Source organism: Citrobacter sp. Cf087 (assembly GCF_030334285.1).
Classification (GTDB): Bacteria; Pseudomonadota; Gammaproteobacteria; order Enterobacterales; family Enterobacteriaceae; genus Citrobacter; species Citrobacter freundii.
The window spans coordinates 1-21,467 of sequence record NZ_JAOWED010000031.1 but is presented as its reverse complement, the minus strand read 5'-3'; the positions used below and the strand labels follow the sequence as shown (position 1 = coordinate 21,467).

Sequence of the window (21,467 nt, the reverse complement as noted above, 5' to 3'; positions counted from 1 at the left end):
ATTCAGCACACGAAACAGACCTGATATACGCACTTTGCGGAGCCATCTGGCTTCGCCTGCATGCTTTTATATACAAACCAACGCTGTTTCGTGTGCCGTGGCAACCTGTCGGTGCCAACCTAAAACTTCGGGGGAATATTCTATACACAACGACAAGGGATGTCGTTAGTCTGCGGGAATTTATCCGAGAAATAATTCACGCTGCCGCCGTAATGACGACAACGTGAACGATTATCGGCGATTAGTGAATGCCACCAATACGGCTTAAACGCACACCGGTCGGCCATTCACCTTCTTGCTTATCGAAACTCATCCAGATAGCGGTCGCTTTACCCACCAGATTCGCTTCCGGCACAAATCCCCAGTAACGGCTGTCCGCACTGTTGTCACGGTTATCACCCATCATGAAGTAGTGCCCTGGCGGGACGATCCAGGTTGCCAGTTGCTGACCAGGCTGGCGGTAATACATTCCCACCTGATCCTGCGCGATTGGCACAGTCAGAATGCGGTGCGTGACCTCACCCAGCGTTTCTTTACGCTCAGAGAGACGAATACCGTTCTCTTTCGTTTCGTTCAGCGGAACTTCAAAGAAGCCACTGGTCGCTTCCCCACCGTTACGGCGCGCAAAGGTCTGTACGAAATCACTTGGCTGAACATCCGAATACGTTACCGGCAGCGCGTTTTCACACGCCTGACCGGAACGGCATCCAGGCTGAATAGTCACCTCTTTCGCCACTGGATCGTACGTTACTTTGTCTCCCGGTAAACCGACAGCACGTTTAATGTAGTCCAGGCGCGGATCTTCCGGATATTTAAACACCACGATATCACCGCGTTTCGGATGACCGGTTTCGATCAGCGTTTTCTGGTAAATCGGATCTTTAATCCCGTAGGCGAATTTCTCCACCAGGATAAAGTCACCGATAAGCAGCGTCGGCATCATCGAACCTGACGGGATCTGGAACGGCTCATAAATAAATGAACGTACCACCAGCACAATCGCCAGTACCGGGAAAACGGATGCCCCGGTTTCCAGCCAGCCCGGCTTAGGGGATACTTTTTTCAGCGTTGCTTTATCCAGTGAATCACCTGCAGCAGCTTGCGCTGCTGCCTGACGCTCCCGGCGTTTTGGTGCGAAGATGAATTTATCTACGCACCATAAAATGCCCGTCACCAGTGTGGCAATCACCAGAATCAGGGCAAACATGTTCGCCATGCCAACTCCTTAAGATTATTTGCTGTCTTTACCGACATGCAGAATGGCGAGGAACGCTTCCTGCGGCAGTTCGACGTTACCGATCTGCTTCATGCGCTTTTTACCCTCTTTCTGTTTTTGCAGCAGCTTTTTCTTACGGCTGATATCACCGCCGTAGCATTTCGCCAGAACGTTTTTACGCAACTGCTTAACCGTTGAACGCGCGATGATGTGCGTACCAATGGCCGCCTGGATCGCGATATCAAACTGCTGGCGAGGGATTAGATCTTTCATCTTCTCAACCAGTTCGCGGCCACGGCTCTGGGAGTTGTCGCGGTGAGTAATCAGCGCCAGCGCATCGACACGTTCGTTGTTGATAAGGACATCAACGCGCACCATGTCAGACGCCTGGAAGCGTTTGAAGTTATAGTCCAGCGACGCATAGCCGCGAGAGGTCGACTTCAGACGGTCGAAGAAATCGAGTACTACTTCCGCCATCGGAATCTCATACGTCAGCGCCACCTGGTTACCGTGGTAAACCATGTTGGTCTGGACGCCACGCTTCTCGATACACAGGGTGATGACGTTGCCAAGGTAAGCCTGCGGCAGCAGCATGTGACACTCAGCGATCGGCTCACGCAGTTCGTAGATGTTGTTCAGCGGCGGCAGCTTGGACGGGCTATCGACGTAGATAGTCTCTTTCGCCGTGGTTTCGACTTCGTAGACTACGGTCGGCGCGGTAGTGATCAGATCCAGATCGTATTCACGCTCCAGACGTTCCTGAATGATCTCCATGTGCAGCAGACCAAGGAAGCCACAACGGAAGCCGAAGCCCAGCGCGGTAGAGCTTTCCGGTTCGTAGAACAGGGAGGCGTCGTTCAGGCTCAGCTTGCCAAGCGCGTCACGGAAGTTTTCATAGTCGTCAGAGCTGACCGGGAACAGACCGGCGTAAACCTGTGGCTTCACTTTTTTAAAGCCTGGCAGCGGTTTGTCTGCCGGGTTACGCGCCTGAGTCAGGGTATCGCCAACCGGCGCGCCGAGGATGTCTTTAATCGCACAAACCAACCAACCTACCTCGCCGCATTTCAGCTCGGTACGGTCAACCTGTTTTGGCGTGAAGATCCCCAGGCGGTCGGCGTTATAGACCTGACCGGTGCTCATTACTTTAATTTTGTCGCCTTTACGCATGGTGCCGTTTTTAATACGCACCAGCGACACCACGCCAAGGTAGTTGTCGAACCAGGAGTCGATGATCAGCGCCTGTAATGGGCCTTCCGGATCACCTTCCGGCGGCGGAATGTCGCGTACCAGACGTTCAAGAACGTCAGTGACGCCAACGCCGGTTTTCGCCGAGCAGCGAACGGCATCTGTCGCATCGATACCGACGATATCTTCGATCTCTTCCGCTACGCGTTCAGGATCGGCGGCCGGTAGGTCGATTTTGTTCAGAACCGGCACCACTTCCAGATCCATTTCCATGGCGGTATAGCAGTTAGCCAGGGTCTGTGCTTCTACGCCCTGCCCGGCATCAACCACCAGCAGTGCACCTTCACAGGCGGCAAGCGAACGGGAAACTTCATACGAGAAGTCAACGTGGCCCGGGGTGTCGATAAAGTTAAGCTGATAGGTTTCACCATCAGATGCTTTGAAATCGAGCGTCACGCTCTGCGCTTTGATAGTAATACCGCGCTCACGCTCAAGATCCATCGAGTCGAGAACCTGCGCTTCCATTTCACGGTCAGACAGGCCACCGCAGATCTGGATAATACGGTCAGACAGCGTCGATTTACCGTGGTCGATGTGAGCTATGATTGAAAAGTTACGTATGTTCTTCATATAGTGTAATTATTGTGCCTTACGCCCGCCTGAGCAGGCTCTGAGAAGTCGCTGTTCTGAGCTTAACGTCTGTTTAAGTGAAACGCCGCATTCTACACTACAACGCTGAGGCGAGGAAATGTTCATAGAGCAAGGATAGCGGGAACTGGAAACAACTTTGCAAAGTCGATGAAACTTTTGTCGGATGGCGGCATAAACGCCTTATCCGGCCTACGCCTGCATCTGAGGACGCTGTAGGCCTGATAAGCGCAGTGCCATCAGGCAAAGATATCACTGCTGGGTTTCGACGCGAATAAGATCGGGTGGGAGAGCAACGTTCAGAATGACCGGCTGCCAGGCTTCGCGTTCAGCAAGCTTACGAGAGTATCCACGAGCAATCAGGAATCCGCCCACGCCCCCCAGCACTGCTCCGCTTAATGCCGCAAGATCGGAACCAAACAGTACCTGGAATAGCGCCGCGAAAAGAAACAGTCCCGCCAACGGAGACATGTAGACCAGCATCGCCGAACCGAGCAGGCTACCTTCGGCAATGCCCAGTTCAACTTTTTGACCAGGGGTCAAGGGATCGTCGCAGGGCACCACGATGGTGTGTGTGGTCTGTGGTCCCAGTTTGTTCAGCACGCGGCTCCCGCATCCGGTCCGGGAAGCACAGCTGCTACATGATGCTTTAACATCACAGCTGACCGTCGCCAGACCATTTTGCCAGGAGACGACCGTCGCCCACTCTTTAATCATTGTGCAGCCCTGAACTTAATATTATCCGCGATACGCTTCGCCGTTTGCGGCGGAAGCTCACCGACAATAGTGATTTCGGCGTTATCTCGCACGCTGGTGCTAACCGTGCGGCGTCCAGTGCGCAGCAGTTGATCGGCACTGTTTTGCATCGCGCGGTTTACGTTCACGGAGAAACTGAACAGACCATCGGAATAAAGCCGTGATTCGATCGGCATGTTATCCATCGTCGGCAGCGGACGTCGACTGCTGGACACCTCGCTGAAGCCTTGCGGCAACCACGACGGACTCCAGTTGAAGTTGGTTTTCTCACCCGCAGGAACTGACAACAACGGCGGCAGATTGGCTTTCGCCAGCGTCTGCATGCTGTCGCTGACACCGTTGTTAACAGTAAACGCGATGACGCGGAACTGTTCCAGCGTTTCGCCATCACGGTCAAGAAGATCAACACGCATTGGCAGCTTGGTCTCAGTGTCCATCCAAACGATATAGCTGTAACGGGTGCCGTCACGCGCCACAACGCGGATCACTTCACAGAGCCTATCGGCAATACGGGTGCGGCCTACTGAGATAAAATCATAGTAGGGAGCAAGACGTTTGAAGTCGGTGTAAATCAGGGAGGGCAGCGAGTCAACGATATAGTCGCCGTTCAGCGTGAACGGTTCGAGACCTGGCTCAAAATAACTGATTTCGTTGCCACGTTGCACCACTTCCCGGCGCGGACCATCCATTTGCAACAGTTGCGCGAGCGGACGGTTATCCAGGCGGGCATGGCGATAACGTAGGGATTCAACACCCTGCTTATTGATGCTGACAAATGACAGCTCATAGGTGAGCGACTGGCTGGCCAGATTCATCTGCTGCAACAACGCCCCGGACGCAGGATTGGCCGAGGCGTTGACAGAGAAGAACAGGCTACCAGCCACAAGTGACATGGCAAACCAAAGTTGCTTCATTACTGCGATTGCGTTCCTAAAGTTTGAATTCCTGGCACCTGCACAGCGGCTTGCTGTGTCTGGGCCTGCTCAAACTGAAGCTGTTCAGAGTGCAGTCGACGTTGCAGTTCGTAATCCTGCAACATGGCATTAATACGACGACGCTGCTCCTGTACCTGCTGTTGCTGACCGCCGCTGGCCGTCGCATCAGAAGGTACACCCAGGCTTACCGGACTGGCTTTACCCATCATCGGTAATGTATTAAATACCGGCGTTTCGGGCTGCTGGGACGTTTCAGATTGCCCATTATAGTGCTGGACGCCAACAATAACTGCAAGTGATACACACGCGGCCACACCCATTTGAGTAAGCTGCGCGGCCCACGGACGCATTTTCTTCCAGAACGGCATTTTCTGCCACTGGTGCGGTGCTGGCTGGGCCTCAGGAATCAATGGCGCCGTCTGACGTACCGGCTCATCCTGGATGGCGGCCATTACGCGGGCGGAAATATCGAAATGGAGAACGTCGGCAGTATCACCTCGCATGGAATCGCGAATCAGGTGATAACTCTCCCAGGTTTTTTGCATTTCCGGGTCGTGAGCCAGCTCTTTGAGCAACTCAGTATCCAGCGTTTCGCCATCCATTAAAGCGGAAAGTTTTTCTTTCTGCATGCCTAATACCTTTTCCAGTATCCCGCTATCGTCAACGCCTGATAAGCGGTTGAACTTTATTATCAATAGCTTCCCTCGCTCGGAAGATACGTGAACGCACCGTACCCACCGGACAATCCATGATAGCGGCTATCTCTTCATAGCTCAGGCCATCCAGCTCCCGCAAGGTTATTGCCATGCGTAAATCTTCCGGGAGGGACTCAATAGTTCGGAAAACTATCTGTCTCAGTTCTTCTGACAACATTAAGTTCTCAGGGTTCGAAATTTCTTTCAGCGCACCGCCACTTTCGTAATTTTCTGCTTCAATCGCATCTATATCACTGGAAGGTGGACGACGCCCCTGAGCGACCAGGTAATTCTTCGCTGTATTGACCGCAATACGATACAGCCAGGTATAAAAAGCACTATCCCCCCGGAACGAGTCCAGCGCACGATAGGCTTTGATAAATGCTTCTTGTACTACATCGGGTACATCACCCGACGGTACATAGCGAGAAACCAGACTCGCCACCTTATGCTGATAGCGCACTACCAGTAGGTTAAAGGCTTTCTGATCTCCCTTCTGGACCCGTTCTACCAGGACCTGGTCCGTTAACTGCTCGCTCATCCGAGGTAAAGTCTCCCCAAACCAAATTTCCACGCGCCTTCGAAACGCCACTCCATCAGCTTCACTATGAGCAAGCAAATGCTTAGAGTGCTCAAGTTTCGTAAAGTTCCGTTACGCATTGTTTTTTGTTTGTCATGTTGTAGACAGGTCTTATCTCTCATTATAAGTCTACATAACCCGATCAACGCACTATCTGTACAGAAATGCCCATTTCACCGCTTGCAGAGTAACCCAACGGGCACTTTATTTCATCACATAATCTGATGCTAACGGCCTGCTTCACAAAATATTTTTGCCTATTTCACCCTCATCATGTTTTTCTTTCATGTTTAGTCATTGCAACACGTTTAAAAATAAAACGTGCAGTATCGCGCAATGTGGTGCTATGGTGACCAAACACTGTTTAGTAAATTAAACAAAAATCATGAATACGACTCCTGAATTATCCTGTGACGTGCTGATCATTGGCAGCGGGGCTGCCGGACTCTCACTGGCGCTGCGCCTGGCTGAAAAGCATCAGGTTATTGTCCTGAGCAAAGGGCCGGTCAGCGAAGGCTCGACATTTTATGCCCAGGGCGGTATTGCCGCGGTTTTCGATGAAACCGACAGTATCGACTCCCACGTTGAAGATACGCTGATTGCCGGGGCCGGGCTGTGCGATCGCCATGCGGTGGAATTTGTCGCCAGCAATGCCCGTACCTGCGTTCAATGGCTTATCGATCAGGGCGTCTTATTTGATACGCAGGTTCAGCCTAACGGTGAAGAGAGCTATCACCTGACCCGTGAAGGCGGTCACAGCCATCGACGCATCCTGCACGCTGCGGATGCTACCGGCAAAGAAGTCGAAACCACCCTCGTCAGCCAGGCACAAAATCATCCCAACATCCGGGTTCTCGAGCGCAGTAATGCTGTCGACCTGATTGTCTCCGATAAAATCGGTCTGCCGGGAACGCGTCGGGTTGTCGGTGCCTGGATCTGGAATCGTAATAAAGAAGCCGTAGAAACCTGCCATGCGAAGTCGGTAGTGCTGGCCACCGGCGGCGCGTCAAAGGTATATCAATACACCACCAATCCGGATATTTCCTCGGGTGACGGAATTGCAATGGCCTGGCGTGCGGGATGCCGCGTCGCCAACCTAGAGTTTAACCAGTTTCACCCAACAGCGCTGTATCATCCGCAGGCGCGCAATTTTCTGCTGACCGAAGCGCTGCGCGGCGAAGGCGCGCACCTGAAACGCCCGGACGGTTCACGCTTTATGCCCGATTTTGACGAGCGTGGCGAACTGGCTCCCCGCGATATTGTCGCCCGCGCCATTGATCATGAAATGAAGCGCCTGGGTGCAGATTGCATGTTCCTCGATATCAGTCATAAACCGGAAGAATTTGTTCGTCAGCATTTCCCGATGATTTATGAAAAGTTGCTGGGACTGGGCATTGATCTAACCAAAGAACCTGTTCCCATCGTGCCTGCCGCGCACTATACCTGCGGCGGCGTGATGGTTGATGACTTTGGCCGTACCGATGTCGATGGGTTGTATGCGATCGGCGAAGTGAGTTACACCGGCCTGCATGGCGCCAACCGGATGGCATCGAACTCATTGCTGGAGTGTCTGGTTTACGGTTGGTCCGCGGCTGAAGATATCGACAGGCGTATGCCTTATGCACGCGGCGTCAGCACGCTCCCGGGCTGGGATGAAAGCCGGGTAGAAAATCCAGATGAATTGGTTGTTATCCAGCATAACTGGCATGAGCTGCGGCTGTTCATGTGGGATTACGTCGGTATTGTGCGCACCACTAAACGTCTGGAACGCGCCCTGCGCCGTATCACCATGCTGCAACAGGAAATCGACGAGTATTACGCCCATTTCCGTGTGTCGAACAACCTACTGGAGCTGCGCAATCTGGTGCAGGTTGCCGAGCTGATTGTCCGCTGCGCGATGATGCGCAAAGAGAGTCGGGGCCTGCACTACACGCTGGATTACCCAGAACAGCTTCCAGAGGCGGGCCCGTCAATTCTCTCGCCGCTCAGTCATCACATAAACAGATAGAACGCCTGGGTCAGCGCCGTATAACCTTCAGAGTAACGTTGGTCTGGCCCACGGATCACCAGCCTGTCGCTAAAGCACTCCCCGGCCTGCGGGGAGAATGCCAGCAATACCCGATGCGGTAGACGGGCCTCGGTTTCTGCTACATCCGTGCGCAATCGCAGATGCCAGCCTATGCTAAGCGCCTGCTGAGTAAATGCGTTACCAATCTGCTCCGGTAGCACCACACAAAAAAAACCGTCTTCCGTAATGCTGTCCGCCGCCAACGTAAGCAACGCCTGGTGATCGAGCGAGGTGGTATAGCGGGCCTGCTCGCGCTGCGGTGTAGCGCATTCCACGCCCTGTTCATAATAGGGAGGATTGCTGATTATCAAATCAAAACGCACGGTCTGACGCGGTATCCACTGTTGCGCATCTTCTGTATGAACACTCACGCGATGCATCCACGGAGATTGCGCGATGTTCTCCTGCGCCTGCTGCGCGGCGTCGACATCAAGCTCCACGGCGTCAATGATGACGTTTTCATCAGTGCGCTGGGCCAGCATCAGCGCCAACAGGCCGCTCCCGGTACCAATATCCAGGATCCGCTTTACGCCCGCAACGGGGGCCCAGGCCCCCAATAAAATGCCGTCCGTTCCGACTTTCATTGCACAGCGATCGTGTGCCACAAAAAACTGCTTAAAAGTAAATCCATTACGTTTCAGTACGGATGTAGACTGGGGCATGAAGAACAACCTTCCTGGAAAAAAAACGATAACATAGGATAAAAACAATACCTGAGAAGGTATATCCATACAAACAGATGAAGATTGCAGCCGTAACGTCTATAATCAGCGCCCCACTCAGAGGTAGAACATGACTGTAACGACTTTTTCCGAACTTGAACTCGATGAAAGCCTTCTGGATGCCCTCCAGGAAAAAGGTTTCACTCGCCCGACCGCCATTCAGGCTGCCGCCATTCCGCCTGCGCTCGATGGCCGTGATGTACTCGGTTCTGCGCCGACAGGCACCGGTAAAACGGCGGCATATTTGCTGCCAGCGTTGCAGCACCTGCTCGACTTCCCACGCAAGAAATCTGGTCCGCCGCGCATTTTAATCCTGACGCCAACGCGCGAACTGGCGATGCAGGTTGCTGAACACGCCCGTGAGCTGGCGAAAAATACGCATCTGGATATCGCGACCATTACCGGCGGCGTGGCTTACATGAACCACATGGAAGTCTTTAGCGAAAACCAGGACATCGTGGTTGCCACCACGGGTCGTCTGCTGCAATACATTAAAGAAGAAAACTTCGACTGCCATGCGGTTGAGACGCTAATTCTCGATGAAGCAGATCGTATGCTGGACATGGGTTTTGCCCAGGACATCGAACATATCGCCGGTGAAACCCGCTGGCGTAAGCAAACCATGCTGTTCTCCGCCACGCTGGAAGGCGATGCGATTAAAGATTTTGCCGAGCGTCTGTTGGAAGATCCGGTCGAAGTCTCAGCGGATCCGTCCACCCGCGAACGCAAGAAGATCCATCAGTTTTACTACCGTGCTGATGACATCGAGCACAAAACTGCCCTGCTGATCCATCTGTTAAAACAGCCGGAAGCGACCCGCTCGATTGTCTTCGTACGTAAACGCGAGCGTGTGCACGAGCTGGCAGGCTGGCTGCGCCAGGCGGGCATTAACAACTGCTATCTCGAAGGCGAGATGGTGCAGAACAAACGCAATGAAGCGATCAAACGCCTGACCGATGGCCGCGTGAACGTGCTGGTAGCCACCGACGTTGCCGCTCGCGGGATCGATATTCCTGACGTCAGCCATGTGTTTAACTTCGACATGCCGCGCAGTGGCGATGCCTATCTGCACCGCATTGGCCGTACCGGTCGCGCAGGTCGTAAAGGTACTGCGATCTCTTTGGTTGAAGCGCACGACCATCTGCTTCTCGGCAAAGCGAGCCGCTATATTGACGAGCCGCTGAAAGCACGCGTCATCGACGAACTGCGTCCAACCACGCGCGCGCCAAGTGAGAAATCCAACGGTAAACCATCCAAGAAAGTGCTGGCGAAGCGCGCCGAGAAAAAAGCGAAAGAGAAAGAGAAGCCGCGGGTGAAAAAACGTCACCGCGATGCAAAAAATATCGGCAAACGTCGTAAGCCGAGCGGAGCTGCTACCCAGCAGTCCGACAAAGAGTAAACCGAATGCCGGGCCGTTTAGCCCGGCATTTTTTCACGTGATGCAAAACTCTCTTCAATACACTCAAGAAACACACGCATCGCCGGACTAACGACTTTTCCGGCATGATAGCCACACAATGCCGTAATTAACTCAGGTTGTTCACTGTACGGTAATTCAATCAATTCCCCTGAACGTAGCTCCCTCTCAACGGCAAAACGCGGCAAAAAGCTGACCCCAAGATTTGCCGATACGCACTGCTTAATGCTTTCAATGCTCCATAACTCAATGGTATTTTCCAGCGTAATCTGTCGTTTGCGCAGTAGCCCCTCGAAGCGCTGTCTGAAAATACATTGCGGCTCATTAATGATAAAACTGCAGGGAATGTGCTGGTTATACTGAGTAAAATTAACGTGCTGGAGCAGCGGCGAAGCAACTAATGCCAGTGACTGATCGCCTAGCGGCATCAACTCAAGGGCATCGTCATTACCCACCCGATAACCCCCCCAGATCGACCTCATCACTGAGCAACGCATCGCGAATTACATAACAATTGAGTGACTGTAAAGACAACCGCACATGGGGCGCACGTTGTTTAACTCGCTGTAAAACCTGCAGCATTTTATACGCCAGCAGCGTTTCGCCCGTCATTTTCACTGGCGGTTATGGATCCTGCCATCATCCATTGGCTCAGTTGGGCTGGGGCAGCTTATATCCTGTGGTTGGCGCTGAAGATCGCCACCAGCCCGGCTACAAACGATGATTTGCGGTCAGAGCCGATTAGCTTCTGGGCGAGTTTTGGCTTGCAGTTTGTTAACGTGAAATCATTTTGTACGGCATTACCGCGTTATCCACGTTTGTATTACCGTACACTCAGGACGCACACTGGCTGATTGGGGTGAGTATTCTGTTGGCGCTGATCGGCACCTTCGGAAATGCCTGCTGGGCGCTGGCGGGCCATCTTTTTCAGCGCGTTTTTCGCCGTTACGGCCGGCAGTTGAATATCATTCTGGCGCTGCTGTTGGTGTATTGCGCGGTAAGGATCTTTTACTAACGGATGCAAAAAAGCGGAAGACACACTGGCATCTTCCGCTTTTTGATTCTTTGCTAAACGGGGCTATTCCCCGTGAGCCTTACAGGCTCTCAGTAAAGGTACGAGCGATAACGTCGCGCTGCTGTTCTGGGGTCAGAGAGTTGAAACGCACTGCATAACCAGAAACACGGATGGTCAGCTGCGGATATTTTTCCGGATGCTTAACTGCATCTTCCAGCGTTTCGCGACGCAGAACGTTCACGTTCAGATGCTGACCACCTTCCACGCGGACTTCCGGCTGTACGTCTACCGGTACTTCACGGTATTCGATTTCGCCCAGTTTGCTGACAGCAACGACTTCATCAGCATTGAAACCTGCTTTCGCAACGATGCAGCGTGCTTCGCCTTTTTCGCTGTCCAGCAGCCAGAAAGAGTTCAGCAGGTCGTCGTTTGCAGCTTTAGTAATCTGGATACCTGTAATCATTTGATGCCTCCCCGGCAAAATTATTTGATCTCGGTTGGCCGTCATCCGGCCAATTGGTAAAACCATTGTTGCTTGAGTGTATATATACCCCTCACACACCCTTGAATCTTTGATTTAAATCAACAAAAACCACACATGAAAAGTGGTGATAGGTGGATTTTATTGTTTTACATCAACTTACGCCGTGTACACAGCTAAACTTTTTACATAAATTTTCAACTATCTTTAAGGGGTAGACCATTGAGAAACGTACAGAATTTTGCGACGTCGAAAGAAGCAGTTAAGCTAGGGGGATTGAAAATTCGCAGGAGAGCGAGATGGCCACCGAATTAACCTGGCACGATGTGCTGGCTGAAGAAAAACAGCAGCCTTATTTTGTTAACACACTGCATACTGTTGCCGGCGAGCGTCAGTCAGGAATGACAATTTATCCGCCGCAAAAAGATGTGTTTAACGCGTTTCGTTTTACCGAGCTTGGTGACGTGAAAGTTGTCATCCTGGGTCAGGATCCTTACCACGGCCCAGGCCAGGCACACGGTCTCGCGTTCTCTGTTCGTCCGGGGATTGCCACTCCGCCTTCGTTGCTGAACATGTACAAAGAGCTGGAAGCAACAATTCCCGGCTTCACCCGCCCCACACACGGATATCTGGAAAGCTGGGCACGCCAGGGGGTACTGTTACTCAACACCGTACTCACCGTTCGCGCCGGTCAGGCACATTCTCACGCCAGCCTTGGGTGGGAAACATTTACCGATAAAGTCATCAGCCTGATTAACCAACATCGGGAAGGCGTGGTTTTCCTGCTCTGGGGTTCTCACGCACAGAAGAAAGGCGCGATTATTGATGCGCAGCGTCACCATGTGTTGAAAGCGCCCCACCCATCACCACTCTCTGCGCATCGCGGTTTCTTTGGTTGCAATCACTTTGTACTGGCGAATGAATGGCTGGAACAACGAGGTGAAAAACCGATTGACTGGATGCCGGTATTACCCGCAGAAAGCGAGTAAAAAAATGCCAGCGATTCGCTGGCATTTTTATTATCAGGCTTTGTTCTGACGCCACCACTCCGCGAGCAAAACGCCGGTCACGACAGAAACATTGAGCGTTTCTACCTTGCCGGTACCGTCAATCGCCACGCACAGGTCGTCGGCTGAACATGCTGCTTCTGGCAGAGCTTCACGCTCACGCCCTAATACCAGCACCATTTTTTCCGGCAGCGTGGTAGTAAACAGCGGTTTACCTTTCACGCTTGAGGTCATCACTACCGTGTAACCCGCGTTACGGAAATCGTCCAACACATCGACAATGCTGTCACCGGTAATCGGCTGAACATGCTCTGCTCCACCTTCAGCAGTACGGATAGCCGCCCCCGATTCCAGCAGCGCCGCATCCTGAACCACCACGCCTTTCACACCGAAGTGCGCGCAGCTACGCATCATACCGCCCAGGTTATGCGGGTTAGCGATATCTTCCAGTGCCAGCACGCAATCCTGCGCCCCTGCCTGACCGACCCACTGCTTAACGGTAGTACCGTTACGTTTTTTGATCAGGAAACAGACGCCACCGTGGTGTTCGGTGCCTGAGGCTTTCGCCAGCTCGGCTTCGTCAACCACGTGATAGGCTTTGCGGTTTGCCGCCATCCAGCGTAATGCTTCTTTAAAACGCGGGGTTACGCTCTGAACAAACCAGGCGCGGACGATAGCGTCCGGACGACTCTGGAACAGAGCCTGACAGGCATTCTCACCGTAAACGCGGGTTTCTTCCGCGCGCTGACGGCGTAATACTTCAGGATCGATAAAGCTCTTACCGCTAATACCGCCGTGATCGGCTTTATCCGCTGCGTCATCATTCGGTGCGCGGGAAACGGTACGCCACGGTGAATCTTCACGTCTGCGGTCGCGTTCTACATCGCGGTCACGCCCGCGTTCACGACCACGTTCGCTGTTCGGACCCTTTCGTTCATCACGGGCAGGGCGACGACCGCCTTCGGCTCGGGAAGTACCGGGGCGACCGCCGCCTTTGCCAGTACGTGGATTTTGGGTGCGTTTATCCGAGTCATCGTCACTGCGGACGTACATCACTTTGACCTTGCCGTTTTTGTTCTTCAGTTCGTCGCTCATGTTTTTCTCCACCTGCTCTGCGCGAAGCGCGCAGATTACCCGATGTGCACGTCGTTAGCCATTATTTCATTTAAAAGCTAAGGACTATTGTACTCATTGAATAAAACGCATTGTTGTTTAGAACAGACTCTCCGATAATATGTAACATAATAGAAACATACTGGCGTTTATGCCGTGAAGTCCACTCCACTCATCCAGAGGTTAGTTATGAATACCGTTTGTACCAGCTGCCAGGCTATCAACCGCATCCCTGACGATCGTGTCCAGGAAGCGGCTAAATGCGGACGCTGTGGTCACGACCTGTTTGATGGGGAGGTGATCAATGCGACCGGTGAGACACTGGATAAACTGTTAAAAGACGATCTCCCGGTGGTCGTTGACTTTTGGGCCCCCTGGTGTGGTCCATGTCGTAACTTCGCCCCGATTTTTGAAGATGTCGCGGAAGAGCGTAGCGGCAAAGTGCGTTTTGTTAAAGTGAATACGGAAGCCGAGCGTGAACTCAGCGCCCGTTTCGGTATCCGCAGCATTCCGACCATCATGATCTTCAGAAAAGGTGAAATCGTCGACATGCTTAACGGCGCTGTACCAAAAGCCCCGTTTGATAACTGGCTTAACGAATCATTATAATCTCTACGGGGCGCATCTTGTGCCCCGTTTTCACCTCTGCGACAATAGCGTTTTTCAACGTGTTTCCCCATGACCGATAACGCTGTTCTTCAGTTACGCGCTGAGCGCCTCGCGCGCGCCACGCGTCCTTTCCTTGCCCGAGGTAATCGCGTTCGCCGCTGTCAACGCTGCCTGCTGCCGCAGAAGCTCTGCTTGTGCGCAACTCTGGCGCCCTCTGAGGCAAAAAGTCGCTTTTGTCTGGTGATGTTTGATACCGAGCCGATGAAGCCCAGCAACACGGGGCGTTTAATTGCCGATATTCTGCCCGATACCACGGCTTTTCAGTGGTCGCGTACCGAGCCGCCGCAGGCGCTGCTGGAACTGGTGAAAAATCCGGATTACCAGCCGATGGTTGTATTCCCGGCCTCCTATGCAGGTGAAAAGCGTGAGGTGATTTTCACGCCACCAGCCGGTAAGCCCCCATTGTTTATCATGCTCGACGGCACCTGGCCTGAGGCGCGTAAAATGTTCCGCAAAAGCCCGTACCTCGATAACCTGCCGGTGATCTCTGTTGATTTATCACGCCTTTCTGCTTACCACCTGCGTGGCGTTCACGCCGAAGGGCAATATTGCACAGCCGAGGTGGCCATCGCCTTGTTGGATCTGGCGGGAGATACGCAAGCCGCAGAAGGGTTAAGCGATCATTTTACTCGCTTTAAAACCCGCTACCTGGCAGGAAAAACTCAACATCAGGGAAACGTCACAGCAGATTCATCAGAAAACGTTTAAAATCATTCGGTCACTGGTGTCATTAAGGAAGCCGATATGAGTCAGCGTGGTCTGGAAGCACTATTGCGACCGAAATCCATTGCGGTGATTGGGGCGTCAATGAAGCCTAATCGCGCGGGTTACCTGATGATGCGTAACCTGCTTGCTGGCGGTTTCAATGGACCTGTTTTACCGGTGACGCCCGCATGGAAAGCGGTGTTGGGCGTACTGGCGTGGCCCAATATCAACAGCCTGCCTTTTAGCCCCGATCTCGCCGTGTTGTGCACCAATGCCAGCCGTAACCTGGCATTACTCGAAGCACTTGGCGAGAAAGGTTGTAAAACCTGCATTATTCTCTCAGCACCCTCGGCGCAGCACGCGGAGCTGCTGGCCTGCGCATCACGCTACAACATACGTCTTCTGGGTCCCAACAGCCTGGGACTTCTCGCACCCTGGCAAGGACTTAACGCCAGCTTTTCCCCCGTCCCGATTAAGCGCGGCAAGCTGGCTTTCATCTCTCAATCCGCCGCCGTATCCAATACCATACTCGACTGGGCACAGCAGAGAGAAATGGGCTTTTCTTACTTTATCGCACTGGGTGATAGCCTGGATATCGACGTTGATGAGCTACTGGATTACCTGGCACGCGACAGTAAAACCAGCGCGATATTGCTGTATCTCGAACATTTAAGTGATGCCCGGCGCTTTGTTTCCGCCGCCCGTAGCGCCTCGCGCAATAAACCTATTCTGGTGATTAAGAGTGGTCGCAGCCCTGCAGCGCAGCGTTTACTGCATACCAGCGCCGGGATGGACCCTGCGTGGGATGCAGCTATTCAGCGCGCCGGTTTACTGCGCGTACAAGACACTCACGAGCTGTTCTCAGCAGTCGAAACCTTGAGCCACATGCGTCCACTACGTGGCGACAGGCTGATGATCATCAGCAATGGGGCCGCGCCTGCCGCACTGGCATTAGATGAACTGTGGTCAAAAAATGGCAAGTTGGCGACGTTGAGTGAAGACACCTGCCAGAAATTACGCGATGCATTGCCTGAACATGTTGATATCGCCAACCCACTGGATCTGCGTGATGACGCCAGCAGCGAACACTACGTTAAGACGCTGGATATTTTGCTCGCCAGCCAGGATTTCGACGCGTTGATGGTGATTCATTCACCCAGCGCAGCCGCTCCCGGAACCGAAAGCGCACAGGCATTGATTGAAGCGGTAAAGCATCATCCCCGAGGAAAATTCGTCTCGTTGCTGACCAACTGGTGCGGAGAGTTTTCCTCTCAGGAAGCCCGCAGACTGTTTAGCGAAGCCGGATTACCAACCTACCGCACGCCTGAAGGCACTATCACTGCATTTATGCATATGGTGGAGTACCGGCGTAACCAGAAGCAACTGCGTGAAACGCCAGCGCTACCCGACAATCTGACCACCAACACCGCCGAAGCGCATAATCTGTTACAACAGGCGATTGCAGAAGGCGCAACGTCACTGGATACTCATGAAGTTCAGCCTATTTTACAGGCCTATGGCTTACATACACTGCCGACCTGGATCGCCAGCGACAGCGCAGAGGCCGTACACATCGCGGAGCAAATCGGCTACCCGGTGGCGCTCAAGCTGCGTTCTCCTGATATCCCGCATAAGTCGGAAGTTCAGGGGGTAATGCTCTACCTGCGTACAGCAACAGAAGTGCAGCAGGCTGCCAATGCAATTTTCGATCGGGTAAAAATGGCCTGGCCGCAGGCACGCATTCACGGTTTATTAGTACAAAGTATGGCGAATCGCGCTGGTGCTCAAGAACTTCGCGTCGTCGTTGAACACGACCCGGTATTTGGTCCGTTGATTATGCTGGGTGAAGGTGGTGTTGAGTGGCGACCGGAAGAGCAAGCCGTGGTGGCCTTGCCGCCATTGAACATGAATCTGGCGCGTTATCTGGTGATCCAGGGGATCAAAAATAAAAAGATCCGCGCTCGCAGCGCACTACGTCCGCTGGATATCGCCGGGTTGAGCCAACTTCTGGTGCAGGTCTCCAACCTGATCGTCGACTGCCCGGAAATTCAGCGTCTGGATATTCATCCTCTGCTGGCCTCCGCCGAAGAATTTACCGCGCTGGACGTTACGCTGGATATTGCCCCTTTCGCGGGAGATAACGAAAGCAGGCTGGCTGTACGTCCCTACCCCCATCAGCTTGAAGAGTGGGTGGAGTTGAAGAACGGCGAGCGCTGTCTGTTCCGCCCCATTTTACCGGAGGATGAACCTCATCTACAGCAGTTCATTTCTCAAGTGACAAAAGAAGATCTTTATTATCGCTATTTCAGTGAGATCAATGAATTTACCCACGAAGATTTAGCCAATATGACGCAGATCGACTACGATCGGGAAATGGCTTTTGTTGCGGTGCGTTGTAAAGATAATCACGAAGAGATCCTCGGCGTAACGCGAGCAATCTCGGATCCTGATAACGTAGATGCTGAGTTTGCCGTACTGGTTCGTTCCGATCTCAAAGGGCTTGGACTGGGTCGCCGATTGATGGAAAAATTAATTGCATATACCCGAGATCACGGACTTATACGTTTGAATGGTATTACGATGCCAAACAATCGTGGGATGGTCGCCCTGGCCCGAAAACTCGGGTTTGTTGTTGACGTCCAGCTCGAAGAGGGAATTGTTGGGCTAACGCTTAATCTGGCCCAATGTGAGGAATCGTGAGTAAGGTACTGGAAATGTTGACCACATTAATGGGTACTGGTGGTATCATTGCCCGCTTATGTCGTCTGCATAGCACAGAGGACCCTTCAATGAACAGAGAAGAAATGCACTGTGATGTTGTCAAAATTTAAGCGTAATAAACATCAACAACACCTTGCCCAACTACCCAAGATTTCTCAGTCAGTTGATGATGTAGATTTCTTTTATGCTCCCGCTAATTTCAGGGAGACTCTGCTGGAAAAAATAGCCAGCGCGACGCGACGGATCTGCATTATTGCGCTGTACCTGGAACAGGATGACGGTGGTAAAGGCATACTTGACGCTCTCTATGCGGCAAAACGGCAGCGTCCTGAACTGGATGTCCGGGTACTTGTCGACTGGCACAGAGCTCAGCGCGGTCGTATTGGGGCTGCGGCATCCAATACTAATGCTGACTGGTATTGCCGAATGGCGCAAGAAAACCCTGGTATCGATATTCCTGTTTATGGCGTTCCGATTAACACCCGTGAAGCGCTTGGCGTCCTGCATTTCAAAGGCTTTATTATCGATGACAGCGTCCTGTACAGCGGGGCCAGTCTGAACGATGTTTACCTGCATCAGCATGATAAATATCGCTATGACCGTTATCAGTTGATTCGCAATGCGCAAATGGCCGATATCATGTTCGATTGGGTTACGCAGAACCTGATAAAGGGTCGCGGCGTTAACCGCCTTGATGATATCAACCGACCTAAAAGCCCGGAAATTAAAAACGATATCCGCCTGTACCGCCAAGAACTGCGTGATGCGTCATTCCATTTTCAGGGTGATGCTGATAACGAACAGCTTTCGGTTACGCCTCTGGTGGGCCTTGGGAAATCCAGTCTGTTAAATAAGACCATTTTCCATCTTATGCCCTGCGCGGAGCACAAACTCACAATCTGTACCCCTTATTTCAACCTGCCCGCCATACTGGTGCGCAATATCATTCAACTGCTGCGTGAAGGGAAAAAGGTTGAAATCATTGTCGGTGATAAAACCGCCAACGACTTTTTCATTCCAGAAGATGAGCCATTCAAGATCATCGGCGCGCTGCCTTATCTGTATGAAATAAATCTGCGCCGTTTCCTGAGCAGATTGCAGTATTACGTGAATACCGACCAGCTGGTCGTACGCCTATGGAAAGATGATGACAACACCTATCATCTGAAAGGTATGTGGGTTGATGATAAATGGATGCTGCTCACCGGCAACAACCTTAACCCTCGCGCCTGGCGTCTGGATCTGGAAAACGCCATCCTTATCCACGATCCTAAGCAAGAGCTGACTCCCCAGCGCGATAAAGAGCTGGAGCTTATCCGTACGCATACTACCGTCGTTAAGCACTATCGCGACCTGCAAAGTATTGCTGACTATCCAGTCAAAGTGCGTAAGCTCATTCGTCGACTACGCCGCATTCGTATCGACAGATTAATTAGCCGTATTCTGTAATCAAGACCCCGTCCAGTGACGGGGTTTTTCATATGGAGGCAACGGTGCGCCTGTTCATTCTTACCAGCATTCTGGCCATTTCTGGCTGCAGCCACATGGCTAACGACCAGTGGAGTGGGCAAGACAAAGCTCAACACTTCATCGCCTCCGCCATGCTTGCCGCAGCCGGCACTGAATATGCCCAACATCAGGGCAACAGCCGCGATCGCAGTGCGGCTATCGGCCTGATGTTCTCAGTCAGCCTGGGCGCGTCAAAAGAACTGTGGGACAGCCGTCCCGCAGGGAGCGGCTGGAGCTGGAAGGACTTCGCCTGGGATGTTGCAGGCGCGTCTACCGGCTATGCGGTCTGGCAACTGGCACATTACTAGAGGCGCAGACCTTTCCCCTTCCCATGCAGCATCAGCGATACTAAAAACGCGACAACTGCCAGCGCGGTGACGTACCAGAAGAATGTCGTTTCCATACCGACAGACTTCAGGGATAACGCCACATATTCAGCTGAGCCACCAAACAGGGCATTAGCCACCGCATAAGATAAGCCAACTCCCAGAGCGCGCACCTGCGCCGGGAACATCTCAGCCTTCAAAATACCGCTGATTGACGTATAGAAACTCACGATTAACAGGGCACACATCACCAGAGCAAACGCCATATACGGGGATGTTACGCTTTGCAATGCTGTCAGAATGGGAACAGTGAAAATCGCGGCCAACGCGCCAAAACACAGCATTGAAGTACGCCGACCAATCTTATCTGACAAAGCGCCGAACAGCGGTTGAACCAGCATGAACACACACAGTGCTGCCGTCATAATCCCGCTGGCTACGTTGGCATGCATACCAGCGGTATTGACCAGGTATTTCTGCATGTAGGTTGTGAACGTGTAAAAACACAACGAACCCGCGGCGGTAAAGCCAAGCACCATGACAAAAGCTTTGCGATTACGCCACAGACCTTTCAGGGAACCCGCTTCTTTCAGTGCGCGAACGTCATGTTTCGAGGTTTCATCCAGTTGGCGACGCAGCCATAGCGCAACAATAGCCAGCACGGCGCCCAACGCAAATGGAATACGCCAACCCCACGCTCTGAGTGCAGAGTCTTCTAACGTGTGCTGTAATATGACCACAACCAGCAATGCCAGTAACTGTCCGCCGATTAACGTCACGTACTGGAATGAAGCATAAAAACCTTTCTTACCTTCAACGGCAACTTCACTCATATAGGTCGCGCTGGTTCCGTATTCACCACCTACAGATAACCCCTGGAATAGTCTGGCCAGCAGTAATAACGCAGGGGCCCAGGTACCGATAGTTTCATATCCCGGTAGACAAGCAATCACCAACGATCCCATACACATCATACAAACGGACAGCAACATGGACTTTTTACGCCCGTGCTTATCCGCAATACGGCCAAACAACCAGCCTCCAATTGGTCGCATCAAGAAGCCTGCGGCAAACACGCCGGCGGTTTGTAAGAGTTGTGTGGTGGTATTTCCTGATGGGAAAAAGATATGAGCAAAATAAAGAGAACAGAAAGAGTAGATATAGAAATCAAACCATTCGACCAGATTCCCTGATGATGCTCCGACAATCGCCCATATACGACGGCGGGTATCGCCGTCTGCCAGCGCCCCGTTCTCAGTTACACTACTATCAGCCATTAGAATTGTACCCCTGCCAACGATCGCATGAATTTATCAATGATGGTTGTGTGTTTTTTAGTGAATTAAATGTTATATAATTGTTATATATTATTATGCAGGAAAGATCACGATTTTAATTAGCAGAGAAAGGATTCAGATATGTTCGAGGGAGAGATCCGTGTAGTAGATCGAGACAGTGTGCTTTTGTTAGTCGATTAAGGCGGTTACGTCGAATCCAGCAATCTGCCGCCGGAATTGCGTGATGCGCTACGCTTATCAGGCCTGCACAATCAATACGTTCAGCCCGGCGGTTTTTACCCCGCACACACGCAAAAAAGCCCATCCTGACGGATGGGCTTTTTCACTTTATTTGATGCCTGGCAGTTTATGGCGGGCGTCCTGCCCGCCACCCTCCGGGCCGTTGCTGCGCAACGTTCAAA

19 protein-coding genes and 2 pseudogenes are annotated in these 21,467 nt (G+C 52.4%); 9 read left to right on the top strand and 12 right to left on the bottom strand.

Features of this window, described 5'->3' with window-relative positions; genetic code table 11:
* Window positions 1-241 precede the first annotated feature (241 nt).
* The 7 genes from lepB to rseD all read right to left on the bottom strand — a co-directional run bounded on the left by lepB (window position 242) and on the right by rseD (window position 6,095).
* The gene (gene lepB / locus OGV57_RS16755; RefSeq protein WP_003037578.1) at window positions 242-1,216 is read right to left on the bottom strand and encodes a signal peptidase I; all 975 of its coding nucleotides are present in this window, start codon (window positions 1,214-1,216) and stop codon (window positions 242-244) included.
* A 15-nt stretch (window positions 1,217-1,231) separates the two neighbouring features.
* Window positions 1,232-3,031: a translation elongation factor 4 gene (gene lepA, locus OGV57_RS16750; RefSeq protein ID WP_003037577.1), complete on the bottom strand. Its 1,800-nt coding sequence runs from the start codon at window positions 3,029-3,031 to the stop codon at window positions 1,232-1,234.
* Window positions 3,032-3,301: 270 nt separating this feature from the next.
* Window positions 3,302-3,766, bottom strand: a complete 465-nt coding sequence (gene rseC, locus OGV57_RS16745; protein ID WP_054528659.1) for a SoxR-reducing system protein RseC — start codon at window positions 3,764-3,766, stop codon at window positions 3,302-3,304.
* The gene (rseB, locus tag OGV57_RS16740; protein WP_003847063.1) at window positions 3,763-4,719 is read right to left on the bottom strand and encodes a sigma-E factor regulatory protein RseB; all 957 of its coding nucleotides are present in this window, start codon (window positions 4,717-4,719) and stop codon (window positions 3,763-3,765) included. The genes rseC and rseB overlap by 4 nt, the downstream gene beginning before the upstream one ends.
* Complete coding sequence (gene rseA, locus OGV57_RS16735) at window positions 4,719-5,369, bottom strand: anti-sigma-E factor RseA (protein ID WP_003037574.1); 651 nt, start codon at window positions 5,367-5,369, stop codon at window positions 4,719-4,721. The genes rseB and rseA overlap by 1 nt, the downstream gene beginning before the upstream one ends.
* A gap of 31 nt (window positions 5,370-5,400) precedes the next feature.
* Window positions 5,401-5,976, bottom strand: a complete 576-nt coding sequence (rpoE, locus tag OGV57_RS16730) for an RNA polymerase sigma factor RpoE (protein WP_003037573.1) — start codon at window positions 5,974-5,976, stop codon at window positions 5,401-5,403.
* Window positions 5,973-6,095 carry a rpoE leader peptide RseD gene (gene rseD, locus OGV57_RS16725; protein WP_223306697.1) on the bottom strand — a complete coding sequence of 41 codons (123 nt, stop codon included), beginning with the start codon at window positions 6,093-6,095 and terminating at the stop codon, window positions 5,973-5,975. Before rseD ends, rpoE begins: the two co-directional genes overlap by 4 nt.
* Before the next feature lie 305 nt (window positions 6,096-6,400).
* Between rseD and nadB the strand changes: the two genes are divergently transcribed.
* Window positions 6,401-8,023, top strand: coding sequence for an L-aspartate oxidase (gene nadB, locus OGV57_RS16720; RefSeq protein WP_003037572.1), 1,623 nt, complete (start codon window positions 6,401-6,403; stop codon window positions 8,021-8,023).
* Here the strand turns inward: nadB and trmN are convergent.
* Complete coding sequence (gene trmN, locus OGV57_RS16715; protein WP_003847060.1) at window positions 8,008-8,745, bottom strand: tRNA(1)(Val) (adenine(37)-N(6))-methyltransferase TrmN; 738 nt, start codon at window positions 8,743-8,745, stop codon at window positions 8,008-8,010. The genes nadB and trmN overlap by 16 nt on opposite strands.
* Window positions 8,746-8,875: 130 nt before the next feature.
* Here trmN and srmB point away from each other — a divergent pair, with 130 nt between their 5' ends.
* Window positions 8,876-10,204: an ATP-dependent RNA helicase SrmB gene (gene srmB, locus OGV57_RS16710; RefSeq protein ID WP_003037569.1), complete on the top strand. Its 1,329-nt coding sequence runs from the start codon at window positions 8,876-8,878 to the stop codon at window positions 10,202-10,204.
* 17 nt (window positions 10,205-10,221) lie between these two features.
* On the opposite strand, the pseudogene OGV57_RS16705 reads toward srmB, so the two are convergent.
* Window positions 10,222-10,834, bottom strand: a pseudogene (locus OGV57_RS16705) (substrate-binding domain-containing protein); the annotation flags it as partial.
* Between OGV57_RS16705 and eamB the strand changes: the two are divergent.
* Window positions 10,831-11,237: pseudogene (gene eamB / locus OGV57_RS16700) on the top strand (cysteine/O-acetylserine transporter); the annotation flags it as partial. The pseudogenes OGV57_RS16705 and eamB overlap by 4 nt on opposite strands.
* A gap of 79 nt (window positions 11,238-11,316) precedes the next feature.
* Here the strand turns inward: eamB and grcA are convergent.
* Window positions 11,317-11,700 carry an autonomous glycyl radical cofactor GrcA gene (gene grcA, locus OGV57_RS16695; protein ID WP_003037563.1) on the bottom strand — a complete coding sequence of 128 codons (384 nt, stop codon included), beginning with the start codon at window positions 11,698-11,700 and terminating at the stop codon, window positions 11,317-11,319.
* 317 nt (window positions 11,701-12,017) lie between these two features.
* Between grcA and ung the strand changes: the two genes are divergently transcribed.
* Entirely contained in the window at window positions 12,018-12,707 is a 690-nt protein-coding gene (gene ung, locus OGV57_RS16690; protein ID WP_003037561.1) for a uracil-DNA glycosylase, read from the top strand.
* Window positions 12,708-12,740: 33 nt separating this feature from the next.
* Here ung and OGV57_RS16685 read toward each other — a convergent pair whose 3' ends face one another.
* Window positions 12,741-13,820: a tRNA/rRNA methyltransferase gene (locus tag OGV57_RS16685; RefSeq protein ID WP_054528660.1), complete on the bottom strand. Its 1,080-nt coding sequence runs from the start codon at window positions 13,818-13,820 to the stop codon at window positions 12,741-12,743.
* 207 nt (window positions 13,821-14,027) lie between these two features.
* Here OGV57_RS16685 and trxC point away from each other — a divergent pair, with 207 nt between their 5' ends.
* The 5 genes from trxC (at window position 14,028) to OGV57_RS16655 (ending at window position 19,750) form a co-directional block, all read left to right on the top strand.
* The gene (gene trxC, locus OGV57_RS16680) at window positions 14,028-14,447 is read left to right on the top strand and encodes a thioredoxin TrxC (RefSeq protein WP_032937941.1); all 420 of its coding nucleotides are present in this window, start codon (window positions 14,028-14,030) and stop codon (window positions 14,445-14,447) included.
* A gap of 69 nt (window positions 14,448-14,516) precedes the next feature.
* The gene (tapT, locus tag OGV57_RS16675; protein WP_032937942.1) at window positions 14,517-15,215 is read left to right on the top strand and encodes a tRNA-uridine aminocarboxypropyltransferase; all 699 of its coding nucleotides are present in this window, start codon (window positions 14,517-14,519) and stop codon (window positions 15,213-15,215) included.
* 36 nt (window positions 15,216-15,251) lie between these two features.
* Window positions 15,252-17,912, top strand: coding sequence for a bifunctional acetate--CoA ligase family protein/GNAT family N-acetyltransferase (locus OGV57_RS16670; protein WP_054528661.1), 2,661 nt, complete (start codon window positions 15,252-15,254; stop codon window positions 17,910-17,912).
* Between the two features lie 114 nt (window positions 17,913-18,026).
* Window positions 18,027-19,382 (top strand): CDP-diacylglycerol--serine O-phosphatidyltransferase, encoded by a 1,356-nt coding sequence (pssA, locus tag OGV57_RS16660; protein ID WP_008319601.1) that lies wholly within the window; start codon window positions 18,027-18,029, stop codon window positions 19,380-19,382.
* 32 nt (window positions 19,383-19,414) lie between these two features.
* Window positions 19,415-19,750, top strand: a complete 336-nt coding sequence (locus OGV57_RS16655) for a YfiM family lipoprotein (protein ID WP_191239131.1) — start codon at window positions 19,415-19,417, stop codon at window positions 19,748-19,750.
* Here the strand turns inward: OGV57_RS16655 and OGV57_RS16650 are convergent.
* Window positions 19,747-21,045 (bottom strand): MFS transporter, encoded by a 1,299-nt coding sequence (locus OGV57_RS16650; RefSeq protein ID WP_054528662.1) that lies wholly within the window; start codon window positions 21,043-21,045, stop codon window positions 19,747-19,749. The two genes, OGV57_RS16655 and OGV57_RS16650, sit on opposite strands and share 4 nt — an antisense overlap.
* Between the last annotated feature and the right edge of the window lie 422 nt (window positions 21,046-21,467).